This is a genomic window from Nocardia sp. NPDC056564 (assembly GCF_042793755.1).
Classification (GTDB): domain Bacteria; phylum Actinomycetota; class Actinomycetes; order Mycobacteriales; family Mycobacteriaceae; genus Nocardia.
This window is the reverse complement of sequence record NZ_JBHTUR010000002.1, coordinates 53,926-68,740: the sequence shown is the minus strand read 5'-3', so window position 1 is coordinate 68,740 and position 14,815 is coordinate 53,926. Positions and strand designations below refer to the sequence as shown.

12 protein-coding genes are annotated in these 14,815 nt (G+C 68.5%); 6 read left to right on the top strand and 6 right to left on the bottom strand.

Annotation, left to right across the window (positions count from 1 at the left end):
* Positions 1 to 7 precede the first annotated feature (7 nt).
* The 5 genes from ACFQ9K_RS04340 to ACFQ9K_RS04320 all read left to right on the top strand — a co-directional run bounded on the left by ACFQ9K_RS04340 (position 8) and on the right by ACFQ9K_RS04320 (position 5,787).
* Positions 8 to 1,414 carry a nitrilase-related carbon-nitrogen hydrolase gene (locus ACFQ9K_RS04340; RefSeq protein ID WP_378723233.1) on the top strand — a complete coding sequence of 469 codons (1,407 nt, stop codon included), beginning with the start codon at positions 8 to 10 and terminating at the stop codon, positions 1,412 to 1,414.
* Between the two features lie 292 nt (positions 1,415 to 1,706).
* Positions 1,707 to 3,008: an MFS transporter gene (locus ACFQ9K_RS04335; RefSeq protein ID WP_378723236.1), complete on the top strand. Its 1,302-nt coding sequence runs from the start codon at positions 1,707 to 1,709 to the stop codon at positions 3,006 to 3,008.
* Between the two features lie 237 nt (positions 3,009 to 3,245).
* A complete protein-coding gene (locus tag ACFQ9K_RS04330) occupies positions 3,246 to 3,860 on the top strand; it encodes a hypothetical protein (protein WP_378723234.1) in 615 nt (204 codons plus the stop codon).
* A 418-nt stretch (positions 3,861 to 4,278) separates the two neighbouring features.
* The gene (locus ACFQ9K_RS04325) at positions 4,279 to 4,848 is read left to right on the top strand and encodes a hypothetical protein (protein ID WP_378720848.1); all 570 of its coding nucleotides are present in this window, start codon (positions 4,279 to 4,281) and stop codon (positions 4,846 to 4,848) included.
* Positions 4,849 to 5,241: 393 nt separating this feature from the next.
* Positions 5,242 to 5,787 carry a hypothetical protein gene (locus tag ACFQ9K_RS04320; protein ID WP_378720847.1) on the top strand — a complete coding sequence of 182 codons (546 nt, stop codon included), beginning with the start codon at positions 5,242 to 5,244 and terminating at the stop codon, positions 5,785 to 5,787.
* Between the two features lie 112 nt (positions 5,788 to 5,899).
* Here the strand turns inward: ACFQ9K_RS04320 and ACFQ9K_RS04315 are convergent, their stop codons facing one another.
* From ACFQ9K_RS04315 to ACFQ9K_RS04290, 6 genes are all read right to left on the bottom strand, one after another.
* Positions 5,900 to 6,679: a 3-oxoacyl-ACP reductase gene (locus ACFQ9K_RS04315; protein WP_378720846.1), complete on the bottom strand. Its 780-nt coding sequence runs from the start codon at positions 6,677 to 6,679 to the stop codon at positions 5,900 to 5,902.
* Between the two features lie 14 nt (positions 6,680 to 6,693).
* A complete protein-coding gene (locus ACFQ9K_RS04310; protein WP_378720845.1) occupies positions 6,694 to 8,055 on the bottom strand; it encodes an aldehyde dehydrogenase family protein in 1,362 nt (453 codons plus the stop codon).
* Complete coding sequence (locus tag ACFQ9K_RS04305; protein ID WP_378720844.1) at positions 8,052 to 8,816, bottom strand: gamma-glutamyl-gamma-aminobutyrate hydrolase family protein; 765 nt, start codon at positions 8,814 to 8,816, stop codon at positions 8,052 to 8,054. Before ACFQ9K_RS04305 ends, ACFQ9K_RS04310 begins: the two co-directional genes overlap by 4 nt.
* Positions 8,797 to 10,161, bottom strand: a complete 1,365-nt coding sequence (locus ACFQ9K_RS04300) for a glutamine synthetase family protein (RefSeq protein WP_378720843.1) — start codon at positions 10,159 to 10,161, stop codon at positions 8,797 to 8,799. The genes ACFQ9K_RS04305 and ACFQ9K_RS04300 overlap by 20 nt, the downstream gene beginning before the upstream one ends.
* A 300-nt stretch (positions 10,162 to 10,461) precedes the next feature.
* Positions 10,462 to 11,814, bottom strand: coding sequence for a lipase family protein (locus tag ACFQ9K_RS04295; protein WP_378720842.1), 1,353 nt, complete (start codon positions 11,812 to 11,814; stop codon positions 10,462 to 10,464).
* A gap of 145 nt (positions 11,815 to 11,959) precedes the next feature.
* The gene (locus ACFQ9K_RS04290; RefSeq protein WP_378720841.1) at positions 11,960 to 13,093 is read right to left on the bottom strand and encodes an esterase/lipase family protein; all 1,134 of its coding nucleotides are present in this window, start codon (positions 13,091 to 13,093) and stop codon (positions 11,960 to 11,962) included.
* Positions 13,094 to 13,360: 267 nt separating this feature from the next.
* On the opposite strand from ACFQ9K_RS04290, the gene ACFQ9K_RS04285 reads away from it, so the two are divergent.
* On the top strand, positions 13,361 to 14,626 hold the full coding sequence (locus ACFQ9K_RS04285; RefSeq protein ID WP_378720840.1) for a PucR family transcriptional regulator: 1,266 nt from the start codon (positions 13,361 to 13,363) through the stop codon (positions 14,624 to 14,626).
* Positions 14,627 to 14,815: the final 189 nt, after the last annotated feature.

Below are 14,815 nucleotides of genomic sequence, written 5' to 3'. Positions count from 1 at the left end.
CTAAGTGGTGAAACGCTTTCTGTTCGCCGCGCTGGCGATCGTGACTTCCGCACTGCTGTGGCATTTCGGCACCGGGTTGCGTCCGTTGCCCGGGTTGGCCTTCCTCGCTCCGCTGCCCGTGCTGTTGGCGGCCCCGAGGGTATCCGCGGTGACGGCGTTCCTGGCGGGATGCCTGTCCTGGCTCGGCGGCGAGTGGCAGATGTGGCCCTACCTCACCGAAACGCTCGAGCAGCCGGTCCCGGTGACGGTGTTGCTGCTCGGGGGCACCGCGGTGCTGTTCGGCGGCATCGTCACGGTGACGCGCGCGCTGTTGCTCCGCGGGCGGCCCGGCTGGGCGGTCGTAGCGCTGCCCGCCGGTTGGGTGAGCGTGGAATTCCTACTCGCCGCCGCGGGTCCGTTCGGTGCGTGGTGGAGCATCGCCTACACGCAAGCGAATGTATTACCCGTGATCCAGCTGACCTCGCTGACCGGGGTATGGGGTGTCACCTTTCTGATTCTGCTGGTCCCGTCGGCGATCTCGGTGTTCTTTGCGCCGGAAGTTACTCAGGCACAGCGCCTTCGAGTGCTCGGCGGGACAGCGGCCGGGCTGGTCGCGGTGGGCGCGTTCGGCTGCTGGCGGTTGGCCGTTGCGCCGGAAGCCGATTCGGTGCGGGTAGGACTGGTCGCGGTGGCGCAGCCGCCGGACTATGTGCCGGTCGATTCGGCCGACGGCCGCGACATGGTGGCGCGGGTCGTCGTCGAGATCGAGCGATTGGCCGACCAGGGCGCGCAGGCGGTGGTACTGCCGGAAAAGGCTTGGCGTGCCGATGATTCCACGCTCGCGGTGGTGTCAGGGCCGCTGACGGAGGTGGCGAACCGACGCAACGTTCAGGTGATCGCCGGGCTGATCCACACCACGGGCGGCATCAGCTACAACGCCGCGATCGACTACCCCTCCGGCACGGAGTACGCCAAGCACTACCTGATTCCCGGACTCGAGGACGAGCACCAACCGGGTACCCGGTGGCAGAACGTCCCAGGCAAGCCGTGGGCCCTGGCCGTCTGCTACGACCTCGACCATCCGGATCTCGTCCTGGCGAACCAGCGCCGGGGCGCGACGTTACTGCTGGTTCCCGCACTCGATTTCACCGACGACCACTGGCTGCACAGCCGAATGGCCGTGCTGCGCGGCGTCGAATCCGGCCTGGGTGTCGCGCGCGCCCCGCAACTCGGCGAACTCGTGGCGAGCGATTCCCGCGGGCACGTCCTCGCCTCGGCGACAACGGACGTCTCGGTGACGCGGGCGGTGCTCGCCGACCTCCCACTCACCTCCGGCGGCACGGTGTACGCGCGGTTCGGGAATTGGTTCGGCTGGACCTGTGTCGCCGTGTTCTGCGCCGCTCTCGGCGGGGCGGTGTGGCGGCGAAGAATCTGACCTCGGCGACGAGCGGCGCTGCCCGGTTGCGGCACCGTTATCAATTCGTTACCATTCCGACATCCACGCACCTCACCGCAGGTAGCGACGTTCGTCCGGCGCGTACGCATCGGCGGGTGGCTGTTTGCGCGGTTTGAAACGTGGGTATCGGTCTATTTCGTGCCCAGTCCCTGGTGTCAGAACCCGGCGGCGGGCCGAAACGAGGTCCGTTCGGCGGGCTGGAGAGGACGCGCACGTGACTGACGGGGATTCCGAGAGTTTTCCACTACGGCGATCGGTCGCCGCTTCCGCAATGGGCAACGCCACCGAATGGTTCGACTACGGCGTCTACGCGGCGACGGCCACCTACCTGACCGACGCCTTCTTCCCCGGCGACCTCGGCACGCTCGGCACCATGCTCGGCTTCGCCGTCTCGTTCCTGCTGCGCCCGCTCGGCGGCATGGTGTGGGGTCCGCTCGGCGACCGGATCGGCCGAAAGGCCGTGCTGGCCACCACGATTCTGCTCATGGCCGCGGCCACCGGCGCCATCGGGCTGCTGCCGACACACACCCAGATCGGCGTGTTCGCGCCGATTCTGCTGATCGCACTGCGCGTCGTCCAGGGCTTCTCCACCGGTGGTGAATATGGCGGCGCCGCAACGTATCTGGCCGAGTGCGCGAGCGACAAACGGCGCGGATTCCTGGGCAGCTTCCTCGAATTCGGCACGCTGGCAGGCTTTGTCGGCGGTTCGGCGACGGTGCTCGCCTGCCAGCTCGCGTTCGGCTCGGACGCGATGCACAGCTGGGGCTGGCGCGTCCCGTTCCTGCTCGCCGTCCCGCTCGGCCTGGTCGGCTGGTACCTGCGCTCGAAGCTCGACGAGAGCCCGGTGTTCAGCGAGGTCGCCGAGGAGGACACGAAGCATCCGCCCGGCGGCCTGCGCGGCCTGCGCGAACTGGTCACCACCTACCGGCGCGAGCTGCTCACCATGGCCGGGCTGGTCGTCGCGCTCAATGTCGTGAACTACACGTTGCTCACCTATCAGCCGACCTACCTGCAGAAGACCATCGGCATGAGCGAGTCCGGCGCGACCACGATGATGCTGATCGGCCAGACCGTGATGATGGTGGTGCTGCCGTTCTTCGGCATGCTGTCCGACCGGGTCGGCCGCCGGCCGATGTGGCTGTTCTCGCTGGTGGGCCTGGGCGTGCTGGCCATCCCGCTGTATTGGCTGATGGGTCAGGGCACCGCGTGGGCGATCACCGGATTCATCGTGCTCGGCCTGCTGTACGTCCCGCAGCTGTCCACGATCAGCTCCACCTTCCCGGCGATCTTCCCGACTCAGGTCCGCTACGCCGGCTTCGCGCTGGCCTACAACGTGTCCACCGCGGCGTTCGGCGGAACCGCCCCACTGGTCAACGAGGCCGCGATCGAGTGGACCGGCTGGTCGCTGTTCCCCGCCGCCTACATGGTCGGCGCGAGCGTCGTCGGCCTGGCCGCCTGGTGCTTCCTGCGGGAGACCGCCGGAACGTCGCTGCGCGGCACCGAGGTCCCCGACGCGGGCGAAGACCTTTCCTTGAATCCGATAGTGCCCGGCAAGGCGGCGCTGGCTCCCTGACGATCCGGTCCCATCTCGTTTCGATTTCGAGGTTTGATTTCATTCGATCGGGGAAAGGACGCGACCCGATAAAAGGCCGGATCGAATTTATGCGAATTCGGCCGCGGAGGCGGACGGCCCGCGATCATAGGTGACTTGCCTGCACCACCGGCGTCCTGCTCATTTCGAAGGATCGGCACTAACGTGTTGAGCGTTTGATCAGCATGTACCACTTCGAAACGAGAAGGGGCTACACATATGATTTGCAAGATCGGAGCCGCGGCCGCCGCAGGGCTGACCGCGACACTATTGCTAACCGGTGCCGCCGGGGCGAATACATTCCAGACCGATCAATCGATCGGCGGATTCACCGTGGTCAGCAAGCAAGATCCAGAGAAGTGCAAGGAAGACAGCACCGGCGGCAAGAAGAAGCAGCAGAGCGAAACCTCTCCGAGCGAGCCCGGCGCGAGCGAACCCGGTGCGGCAGGCAGTGAGCCGTCCGGCTCCGAGTCGGCTCCTACGCAGAACGCACCTGAGCCGGCCGCCGGCATCCTGCCGGACACCGGCAGTGCGACCGGACAGAAGTCCAAGACCACGGGTGACGAAGGCAACGAGTCGGTCAGCCCGAAGACCGAGTGCAAAAAGGGCAGCTCGCCCAGTACGGGCGGCACCGATGGCACCGGCACAACCGATGGCACGGCCACGCCGGGTCAGGCCGGCACCGGCACCACCGACGGATCCAACGCGGGTACCACTCCGGGCACCGGCACCACCCCAGGCACCAGCACCACTCCGGGCACCGGCACCACCCCGGGCGCGGTCGAATCAGCTCCCACCCCCGACCCGGCCAACACCTCGCGCACAACCCACTGAGACGTCCCTCGGTGCAGCCCAACTGAACAGGTTGATCGGCCCGTCCGACGTGCTCACCGACCATCCGCGCCACCACGGCGGCGACCGCCGCTGCCCGCGGAAGTGGTCAGGCGTCGAAGCGAAACCGGACTGTTCGGCGTCGTCGCCGCGCCTCTGCTCGGCGACGACGCACACCGGTTTCCGCTCCGCCCCGAAGCAACGGTCGACGAAATTCTTCAGATCGGCGGATCTACTCTCATTCCCCCTGGTAACCACGCGGAAAATAGATTCGACAACCCTCGGCAGCCCGAGTGGATCGCGCCACGCCGAATCGATTTCGTACCGACCAGTTTTGCTCATTGTGATGTGAGCCACTAACGTGTTGAACGTTTGATCAGCATGTACGGATGAACCACTTCGATTAGAGAAGGGGCTCCACATGAAAATCATGCTAGGAACCGCGGCCGCAGCAGCGCTGACCGCGTCTCTCGTATTCACCGGCGTCGCCGGCGCGGAAACCCCGCAGACCGGCGGATTCGCCACCGCCAGCGAACCCGCACCGTCGCCAGGCGGAGCTCAGGGCGGCGCTCAGGTCGGCCCGAACGGCGGCGCCGCACAGGGCGGCGCACAGGCCCCCGGTACCGGCGCACAGGGCGGCGCGAATGTCGGCCCCAACGGCGGCGGCGCGCAAGGCGGCGTCCAGACCCCCGGCGGCGGTGCACAGGGCGGCGCGAATGTCGACCCGAACGGCGGCGGCGCACAGGGCGGCGTCCAAACCCCCGGCGGCGGCGGTGCACAGGGCGGCGCGAATGTCGACCCGAACGGTGCCGGCGCGAACGGCGGCCTCCAACTGCCAGGTGGCTTGCAAGTGCCTCCGCTGCCAGGTGGCATCAAGGTGCCAGGGATGCCAAGTGCGGCACCCGGCGCTCCCGGTGCCGCACCCAGCGGGCCCGCCGGCACCGCACCCGCCCTGCCGAACTTGAGCAACATGTTCGGTCTCGGCGGCTGATCGCCTTGACCCAACGCAGCCAGGCGAGCGAACCAGCCTCTCGTCGGTAGCTACCTGGTGCGATTCGACGCCCGAACGGGCGATCGACCCGCTCGACGCGGTCACCGACAATCCACGTTGCCGCCGTCACGGCAACCGCGGCTCAGTCGAGCGGTGCGGATTGCGCGTCGATGCGAACCCGAATTGGCCGGCGTCGTCGCCGAGTTCGACACTCGGCGGCGACCGGCCGTTCGGTGCGGGACCAGATGACGCCCCGGCGGGATCGTGTCCGGAACGTTGGCGGCATAGGCCCAGCAAGACAGGCGTTTTTCCGCGTTGTGCTCAGCCGCGGGCGGTTGAGCGTTTGAATAAACGTGCACTCATGTACCACTTCGAGACGAGAAGGGGCCACACATGAAGATCCTGCTAGGAACCGCGGCCGCCGCAGGCGTCACCGCGACACTCTTGCTCGGCGGCATCGCCGAGGCCAATGCCTTCCAGCCGTCCCCGCCCGCCGCCGGCGGTCAGGCCGCACCGGCACCGTCCGCGCCCGGCGCGGCCCCGCAAGGTGCAGCTCCGCAGGGCGCGGCTCCGCAAGGTGCGGCTCCGCAGGGCGCAGCTCCACAAGGCACGGCCCCGCAAGGTGGAGCGGCCCCCCAGGCTGGTGCGGCCCCACAGAGCGGTGCAGGGGCAGGCGGTGGCGCACCGCAAGCCGCACCGGGTGGCGCGGGTGCACCCACCCAGAGCGAACAGTTGAAATCGGGTGGCGCGGGCAGCCCGGCAGACCCCGGCCTCGCCGCCAACGTGGAGAACCTGACCCGCAGCCTGATCGAGCTGAACAATCTGCTGAAGCCGCAGCCCGGCCCGACACCCCCGCCCGAGGCCGCCCCTGCCGCCCCTCCGGCCGCACCTGCCGCTCCTCCGGCCGCGCCTGCCGCTCCCCCGGCCGCGACGCCGTAGCGCTTCGGCCGCCGGTCTCGCCACGCATGGCGCTGCGATATCGCGGGCCGACAACAGCGAACTCCCGCAACCATTCTCGGGGAAGTGTTGCGGGAGTTCGCTTGTGGACTACCTACAGCGGCGTCACGTAGGCGCCGGAGATACCGCCGTCCACCAGGAACTGCGAGGCCGTGATGAACGAGGCGTCATCGCTGGCGAGAAACGCCACGGCGGCGGCGATTTCCTCGGGCTCGGCGAACCGTCCCGTCGGGATATGCACCAGGCGGCGCGCCGCCCGCTCCGGATCCTTGGCGAACAACTCCTGCAACAACGGCGTGTTCACCGGCCCCGGGCACAGCGCGTTGACCCGGATTCCGTTGCGCGCGAACTGAACTCCCAGCTCACGACTCATCGCGAGCACGCCGCCCTTCGAGGCGGTGTAGGAGATCTGCGAGGTCGCCGCGCCCATCACCGCGACGAACGAGGCGGTGTTGATCACCGATCCCCTGCCCCGTTCCAGCATGTGCCCGATGGCGTACTTGCTGCACAGATACACCGAGGTCAGATTGACCTCCTGCACCCGCTGCCACGCGTCGAGCCCGGTGGTGAGGATCGAATCATCCTCCGGCGGTGAGATTCCCGCGTTGTTGAAGGCGATGTCGAGCCCGCCGTAGGTGTCGACGGCGGTCTGGAACAGTGCCTCGACCTGTGCCTCGTCGGTCACGTCGACCTTGACGTACAAGCCGCCGACCTCGGTGGCCGCCGCCTCGCCGGTGGTGGCATCGATATCGGCGACCACGACCTTCGCCCCCTCGGCGGCGAAACGGCGGACCGTGGCGAGGCCGATGCCGCTCCCGCCGCCGGTCACGACGGCGACTCGATCCTGTAAGCGCTGCAAGGCATCTCCTGTCATATTCAGCGGGTGGTTCACTGGGTGGCGATGAAGACGTTCTTGGTCTCGGTGAACGCCAACGCGGCGTCGGGGCCGAGTTCGCGCCCGAGCCCGGACTGCTTGAATCCGCCGAACGGCGTCCAATAGCGCACGGAGGAATGCGAATTCACCGACAGGTTCCCAGCATCGACCGCGCGGGAGACCCGCAGCGCCCGGCCGACGTCGTTGGTCCAGATGGACCCGGACAACCCGTATTCGGTGTCGTTGGCGATCCGGATGGCGTCGGCCTCGTCCTCGAACGGGAGCACCGCGACCACCGGGCCGAACACCTCCTCGGTGAGCACCCGGTCGGTGGGTGAGTCCGGCAGCACAACCGTTGGCGGATACCAGAATCCGGGCCCGTTGGGCCGCTCGCCGGTGAACGCGATCTTGGTCGACGCCTCGATGAACCCGGCGACCCGCTCGCGGTGCGCGGCGGAGATCAGCGGCCCCATCTCGGTGGACTCCTGCGCCGGATCACCGACCTTCACCCCGCGCACAGCGGGCTCCAGCAGCTCCAGGAACTTGTCAAAAACGCTGCGCTGCACCAGAATTCGTGACCGCGCACAGCAGTCCTGCCCGGCATTGTCGAACACGCCGTACGGCGCGGTGGCCGCGGCCTTCGCCAGATCGGAATCGGCGAACACGATATTCGCGCTCTTGCCGCCGAGTTCGAGGGTCACCCGCTTCACCTGCTGCGCGCACCCGGCCATGATCTGCGTGCCGATCTCGGTCGAACCGGTGAACACCACCTTGCGCACCGCGGGATGGGTCACGAACCGGTGCCCGACCACGGAGCCCTTCCCCGGCAGCACCTGGAAGACATGCTCCGGCAGGCCCGCTTCGAGCGCCAGCTCACCGAGGCGGATCGCGGTCAGCGGCGTCAGTTCGGCGGGCTTGAGCACCACCGTGTTCCCCGCCGCCAGCGCGGGCGCGAAGCCCCACGCCGCGATCGGCATCGGGAAGTTCCACGGCACGATGATCCCGACCACGCCGAGCGGCTCGTGGAAGGTGATGTCGACCCCGCCCGCGACCGGAATCTGGTTGCCCAGCAACCGTTCCGGGATGCCGGCCGCGTAGTGCAGCAGGTCGCGGACGTTGCCCGCCTCCCAGCGTGCGTTGCCGATGGTATGCCCGGAGTTGGCGACCTCCAGCTGGGCCAGCTCCTCCAGATGCGCGTCGACGACGTCGCCGAACCGGCGCAGCATCCGGGCCCGGTCCCCCGGCGCGACCTCGCGCCAGGTGACCCCCGCCCATTGCGCCCGCTCGATCGCGGCATCCGTCTCGGCCTCGCCGACCAGGTCGACCCGAGCCACCACCTGCTCGGTCGCCGGGTTGAGCACCTGCGCTGTCGTCACGAATTCCGCTCCCTTCGATAGTCTTCGGCCGCCGCGACCAGCGCCCTGATCAACCGGCGGTCGACCGCATCCGCCTCCGGATGCCATTGCACGCCGACCAGAAACGGGCCGTGCGTGGTCTCCACCGCCTCGATGGTGCCGTCCGCCGCATGCGCGGTGGCCGCCAACTCCGGGGCCAGCACGTCGATGGACTGATGGTGGTGGCAGTTGGCCTTCACCTGCGGCCCCGCGATCGCGGCGACCTTGCTCCCGGCCACCGTCACCACCTCGGTGACGGTGAAGCCGCCGACGGTGCCCGAATGCTCGGCATGCCCGACCAGGTCGGGCAGATGCTGGCACAGTGTGCCGCCCAGCGCCACGTTCACCACCTGCAAACCGCGGCACACCGCGAGCACCGGCAGCCGTGCCGCCCTGGCCAGCGCGTACAGCTCGAACTCGGACTCGTCCCGATCGGGCCGGGTGTAGGTGAGCGCGTGCTCCGCCGCCCCGTAGCGCGCCGGCGACACATCGGCGCCACCAGTGAGCACCAGCCCGTCGAGCCGCGCGATCAGCTCCGCCCGCGCGACCCCGACCGGCGGCAACAGCACCGGAATCCCGCCCGCCTGCACCACCATCTGCACATAGCTGGCGGGCAGCACGGCACTGTCGACATTCCACGAGCCGAACCGCGCGGGCTCCAGATAGGTCGGCAGACCGATCACGGGCCGCGGCCCGGTATGCACAACTCCGGTGGGCCGATCCTCAGAGTCGTTCGAATCCACGAATACGCTCCCAGTCGGTGACGGCGGCATCGAAGGCGTCCAGCTCCACCTTGGCCGCGTTGCGGTAGTGGTCCACTACATCATCACCGAACGCGGTCCGCGCGACCTTGCTGTCCCCGAACAGCTGCGCGGCCTCGCGCAGCGTGCGCGGCACCCGGGGCCGCTCCGACCGATAGGCATTGCCCTTGAACTCCGGCTCCAACGGCAGCCGGTGCTCGATGCCGTGCAGCCCGGCCGCGATCGCGGCGGCCACGGCGAGATACGGGTTCACGTCGCCGCCGGGCACCCGGTTCTCCAGCCGCAGCGACTGTCCGTGCCCGACCACGCGCAACGCGCAGGTCCGATTGTCCCGGCCCCAGGCGACCGCGGTCGGCGCGAAGCTGCCCGGCACGAATCGCTTGTAGGAGTTGATGTTCGGCGCGAGCAGGTAGGTGAACTCGCGCAGGCAGTCCAGCTGGCCCGCGACGAAATGCCGCATGAGCGGGGAGAATCCGTCGGCCTCGGCGCCGGCCAGCACGGCCTCGCCGGACTCCCCACGCAGGCTGATGTGGATGTGACACGAGTTGCCCTCGCGCTCATTGTATTTCGCCATGAAGGACAGGCTGCGCCCCTCCTGCGCGGCGATCTCCTTCGCGCCGGTCTTGTAGATGCTGTGGTTGTCGCAGGTCTTCAGCGCCTCGTCGAAGCGGAAGGTGATCTCGTGCTGACCGGGGTTGCACTCCCCCTTGGCCGACTCCACATACATCCCCGCGCCGTCCATCTCGGTGCGGATACGACGCAGCAGCGGCTCGATGCGACCGGTGCCGACCAGCGAATAGTCGACGTTGTACTGATTGGCCGGGCGCAGGTCGCGATAGCCCGCCGACCACGCCGCCTCGTAACTGTCGTCGAACACCAGGAATTCGAGTTCGGTCCCGACGAACGCGCGCAACCCGCGCTCGGCCAGCCGATCCAGTTGCGCGCGCAGCACCTGCCGCGGCGACACCCCGACCGGCTCACCCTCGGGCGCCACCTTCTCGACATCGCACAGCACCAGCGCGGTGCCCGGCCACCACGGCACCAGCCGCAGCGTGTCCAGGTCCGGGCGCAGCACGAAGTCCCCGTAACCGGTGTCCCAGGACGAGATCGCGTACCCGTCGACCGTCGCCATGTCCACGTCGACGGCGAGCAGATAGTTGCACGCCTCGGTCGCGTGCCGCACCACCTCGTCCAGGAAATACTGTGCCGCGCAACGCTTTCCCTGCAATCGACCCTGCATGTCGGTCATCGCGACCAACACCGTGTCGATCTCCCCGACCGCGACCAGCTCCCGCAACCGCGCCAGACTCAACATCCCGCTACGCATCCACAGCCCCTCTCGGCACCAACCGTGCCCACGCTAGAGCAAAACCGGGACATTTGTGATCGGACACACAAACTTCAGCGCGGGCAGGCCGACCCGGATTCGCCGGGCCTGGCCTCGACGGTCGGCACGAACCGCGGCCGGCCCACCGCGGGGGCGATCGGGCACATCCGCACCACCCGCGGACCGGGGCCGGTGCGGTTACCGACGTGCGCGAGATCGAAACGCCATCAGGGGTAGAAATCGGGATGGATGCCGATATCCGACCGCTTATTCGGGGCGCAGGTACGCGTCGGTGATTACTCAGCGGTTACCGACGAGTCGAATCGGCGGCGCCTCGGCCGGTCGCCGCAGCGCGCGGATCGGGCGGCCGAAGAGCATCCGCGTGACGACGCGGGCCACGGTGAGGTGACCGGCGATTGCGCTGCGGGAGAACGAGAGTGACCAGACGGTTTCGGTGGTCGCGGGGGCGGGCTCACGGCGGGCGAAGCGGTCGGCGAGCCAGTCGATCATCACCGGGAGGGCGATGTATTGCAGGAGCAGGTGGGTGCTGAGGCGGTCGCGGAGATAGCGCACGTGGACACCCGCGGCGGCGTAGCGAGCGACGTGGGCGTCCACGTCGGCGACCGCGATCACCTCGTCGTAGACGCCTTGCAGGACGAGTATCGGCATGGCCGGAACGCGGCGGCCGGGTTGGATATCGCCGAGAACCCGTTGAAGTTCCGGCGAATCCAGGAGTGCGGCCAGGCCGCCGCGACAATGTTTGTCGATGTCGCGGCGGGCGAAGCGGTACAGCAGTGGGAACGTCGCGGTGGTCTCGGTCTGTGCGAGCCAGCCGAGATAGCGGGCGTCCAGATGGGTGCGCAGGAGCAGGTCGAGGCCGGGATACCCGCGGCGCAGTCCGGCGGTGAAGACGGCGGCGAAGCCGGCGAACAGCGAGCCGTTGAGCCGGACGAACGCGGCGGCCGGGTCGCCGACCGGCGAGGCGGCGACCGCGCCGACGATGTCGAGTTCCGGCGCGTATTCGGCGGCCAGCTCCGCGGCCCACGCGGTGGCCAGGCCGCCGCCCGAATAGCCCCACAGCGCAACGGATGCGGTCGCCCCGAGGCCGAGGGGCGCGAACGCCAGGCTGGCCCGGATCGCGTCGAGCGCGCGGTAGCCCGGTTCGCGCGCCACCCCGAATCGGCCCGCGGTTCCCCCGTGATCGGGCACCGACACCGCCCAGCCACGGGCCAGCGCGCCGACGATGAGCGGCAGCTCCAGTTGCGGAATCGACCCGGCCGCTCGCGCGCCGCGCCGAAGCGCGTAGGAGGGAAGGCATTTCGAGGCGACGGCATCGATCGCACACTGGAACGAGACGAGCGGACGAGACTGCGTGGTGTCCGCGCCCCACGGCAACAGCACGGTGGTGACCGCCGCCTCGGGGACGTGATCGAGGTCGCAGGTCCGATAGAGCAGCTGCCAGGCCGAGATCCGCTGCGGCACAATGCCGAACAGCGCGATCTCGACCCGCCTGGCGCGAATGACGGTGCCGGGCGCCAGCTGCCCGAGGGCGGGCGGCGGGAGGTAGAACGGATCCGCTTCGGGCAACAGCGGAAAGGCGGAGCTCGGTGCTACGCGGGGACCGATGACACCCGGTGCGGGGTCGGCACTCATGTTGTTCATCCTCTCCGCTGGCGACCGGCGGCATCGCGCCGCCGGTGCCGCCGCATGCCCACTCTCACGCTATCGACCACCTCGGCGGGAAATGAATTGTCGTGGAGGACAATTCGAGTGCCGATTCTTCGTCACCGGATCGCACTCAGAGACCGCCGCCACCGCCGATCAGCCACGGGTTGAACGCGCACTCCAGGTCCGGATACGCGGCCGGGTCGAGCGCATGCAGCGCGATGGACGCCGCGCGCGGCGAATACATGATCGTCAGATGATCGGACAGATCCTGCTCGCAACCCGCCTGCAGGGTGATGTTGTCCACCGTGGCATCTGGCCCGGCCCGCAGGAACGACCAGTCGTACGGATTCATCACCTGGTCGAGCCGCGATCCGACGGACGTGTAGTCGATCCCGGAGACGGTGTCCCCCTTGGCATTCAACGTCGCGTAGAACGACGAGCCGACGGCCTGCTGGATATTGGCGATCCCGACGATCGGCTGATAGAAGCCGAGTATGTCGACGCCGAGGTTGTTGATCATGCGGCCCAGCGTCGCGATGCCCATCAGCGAGGTGCCGTGATAGGTGGCGCCGAAGGAGATCAGCTTGCGCACCTTGTCCGCGCCGCCGTCGAACTTCAGGTACTGGTCGGCCACGGTCCCGCCCTGCGAATGCGCGACGATGTCCACCGCCTCGGCGCCGGTCGCCGCGCGCACGCGGTCGACGAACTCGCTCAGCTGCCGAGCGGAGTCCTCGATCCGCCCGACGCCGTAGCGGCCGGGCAGGATCGGGCCGAGACCGCCGCCGTCGAGCAGCCCCGAGCGGCCGAAATTGAAGGCGAACACACAGAATCCGGCACGCGCCAGGCGCGGGGAGAGGTAGGCGAAGCTGTCGTAGGCGTTCAGCCAGGTGCCGTGCAGCAGCACCACCGGGCGCGGATGTTCCGCCGTCGGGGCGCAATTCCAGCGGTTGGCGCCGGGCGGCGCCGCGTCCGGGTGGGTGAGACCGTAGGCGAAGGCGGCCAGATACGCCGACATCTCCGGCCCTTCGCCGAGCGCATCGGAGGCGTGGCTCAGGCCGGAGCCGCTGCCGGAATCCGCCACCGCCCTTGGTTGTCTCCCGTCGGCGGCCGGCGTCAATCCGGCGCTGATGACCTCGGCGAGCGACTGCTCCGTCGGATCGACGCGCGGATCGCCGCTCGCCACACCGGAACCGAGGACCGCCGCCACGGTCAGCCCGGCGATCATCGCGGCACCGCAGACGGCGCGCTTGGCGGATTGCGTCATTGCAAGCATTCAGTTCACTTCCCATTCGAGCGATTTGCGCGTCCGGGACCCGAATTGCCGACCGCCGCACTGTGTTTCCCGTGTCACATCACGCCATGAATGTGATGCGCCCCATATCGGAATGCTTCGAATCTATGGCCGCCTCGATGCGCTTGTCACTGCACGCCGGCGAGAAGAATGCGCGTGGAAAGTTGTTGCCCGAGCCAAAGTTCCGGCCGATGCGCCGGTTACCTTGCCGCGAAACCTGTCGTTGGAAACAATCGGCTCATGTCCCTCGCCCTGTCCCCGCCGGCCGGCCACGCACCACTGGTCACCCGGCTGCTCACCCGCTGGCCGCAGATCTCCGAGCGCATGCTGGCCGCGGGGCTCGGCGCCACCCCACCCGCCGCGGATCTGCCGAAGGGACACTTCACCGCCGAGGTGCTGCCCGCGATCTACACGTGCGGGCGGGCGGTCCTGCAGGCCATCGGCGAGCAGCGCGAGTTCACCAGGGCGGAGGTCGCGGCCTTCGTCGTCCCGGTGGCGCAACGGCATGCGGAGGACCGGATTCCGTTGCCGCTGCTGATCGAGGCGATCCACGGCTCCGCGCAATCGGTGCTACAGGAGGCGGTGGCGCTGGCCACGACGGCGGAGATGCACGACCTGACCGTCATCGGCGGCCGGCTGCTCGATCTGCTGATGCACATCAACATCACCGTGGTGGAGACCTACACCGAGGTCGAGCAGTCGATCTACCACGCCGAACGCGAGGCCAGGCGCGCGCTGTGCGCCGCGCTGCTCGGCGGGTTACCCGCCGAAGAGCTGGCCGCGCGGGCCGATACGGCGCTGGCCGAGCGATACACCGTGCTGGCCATCCACATTCGCCACGATGAGCAGCCGAGTACCGTGGCAACCCTGATCAGCAGGCGGCGGATCCGAATCCTGCAACGCGCACTGGACGGCCTCACCGGGACCACCGCGCTGGCCACCTTCGACGGCTCGACCGGAATCGCGTTGCTACCCAACGTCGCCGACGCGGACGCGGACGGGCGGCGCTACGAGCAGCTGGCCGCGGAACTCGCCGAACAGTTCGGGGTCGCGGTGTTCGTGGCCGAATATGGTTCGGTCACTAGGGAATCCGTGCCACAGACCGCACGCGACGCGACCGATCTGGCCGAACTGGCCCGCCTGCTCGGCAAACCGCCGGGCGTCTATCGACTCGACGATCTCCTGCTCGAACATCAGCTCACCAGGCCGGGCCCCGCGCGCGAGCGGCTGGTCGAGCGGATCGCGCCGATCCTGCCGAGCCCCCATCTGATCGAAGCGCTCGACGCGCACCTGCGCCACGGTTCCGACCGCAAGGCGGCGGCCGCCGAGATCCACGTCCACCCGAATACGTTCAGCTATCGCCTGCGCCGCATCGCGGAGCTCACCGGCATCGATCCCACCGAGCCGCACGATTCCCGGCTGCTCGCGGCGGCGTTGACCATCCATCGCCTGTGCCCGGCGGCCGACGCGAAGTCCGCGCCGCCGCCGGGACACGGGGTCGATTAGATGACGTGCCAGGCCTGCAACAGGTAGGTGATGTTGGCGGCAATGGACGTCACGACGTTCGCGAGATTCAACGCTGACGAACCCAGATCGATAATCGGCACCGAAATTCCTCCATCAGATGGGACTGCGAAATCCCTTCCAATGTAATGATCACCGAGGGTGTTCACCTGTTCGAGCGGTGATATGCGG

What these genes read in the sequence shown, in the direction of transcription:
- ACFQ9K_RS04315 (WP_378720846.1), bottom strand. Translation starts at nt 6,679, where the DNA reads ATGACAGGAGATGCCTTGCAGCGCTTACAGGATCGAGTCGCCGTCGTG.
- ACFQ9K_RS04285 (WP_378720840.1), top strand. Translation starts at nt 13,361, where the DNA reads ATGTCCCTCGCCCTGTCCCCGCCGGCCGGCCACGCACCACTGGTCACC.
- ACFQ9K_RS04325 (WP_378720848.1), top strand. Translation starts at nt 4,279, where the DNA reads ATGAAAATCATGCTAGGAACCGCGGCCGCAGCAGCGCTGACCGCGTCT.
- ACFQ9K_RS04300 (WP_378720843.1), bottom strand. Translation starts at nt 10,161, where the DNA reads ATGCGTAGCGGGATGTTGAGTCTGGCGCGGTTGCGGGAGCTGGTCGCG.
- ACFQ9K_RS04295 (WP_378720842.1), bottom strand. Translation starts at nt 11,814, where the DNA reads ATGAGTGCCGACCCCGCACCGGGTGTCATCGGTCCCCGCGTAGCACCG.
- ACFQ9K_RS04335 (WP_378723236.1), top strand. Translation starts at nt 1,707, where the DNA reads ATGGGCAACGCCACCGAATGGTTCGACTACGGCGTCTACGCGGCGACG.
- ACFQ9K_RS04290 (WP_378720841.1), bottom strand. Translation starts at nt 13,093, where the DNA reads ATGACGCAATCCGCCAAGCGCGCCGTCTGCGGTGCCGCGATGATCGCC.
- ACFQ9K_RS04330 (WP_378723234.1), top strand. Translation starts at nt 3,246, where the DNA reads ATGATTTGCAAGATCGGAGCCGCGGCCGCCGCAGGGCTGACCGCGACA.
- ACFQ9K_RS04320 (WP_378720847.1), top strand. Translation starts at nt 5,242, where the DNA reads ATGAAGATCCTGCTAGGAACCGCGGCCGCCGCAGGCGTCACCGCGACA.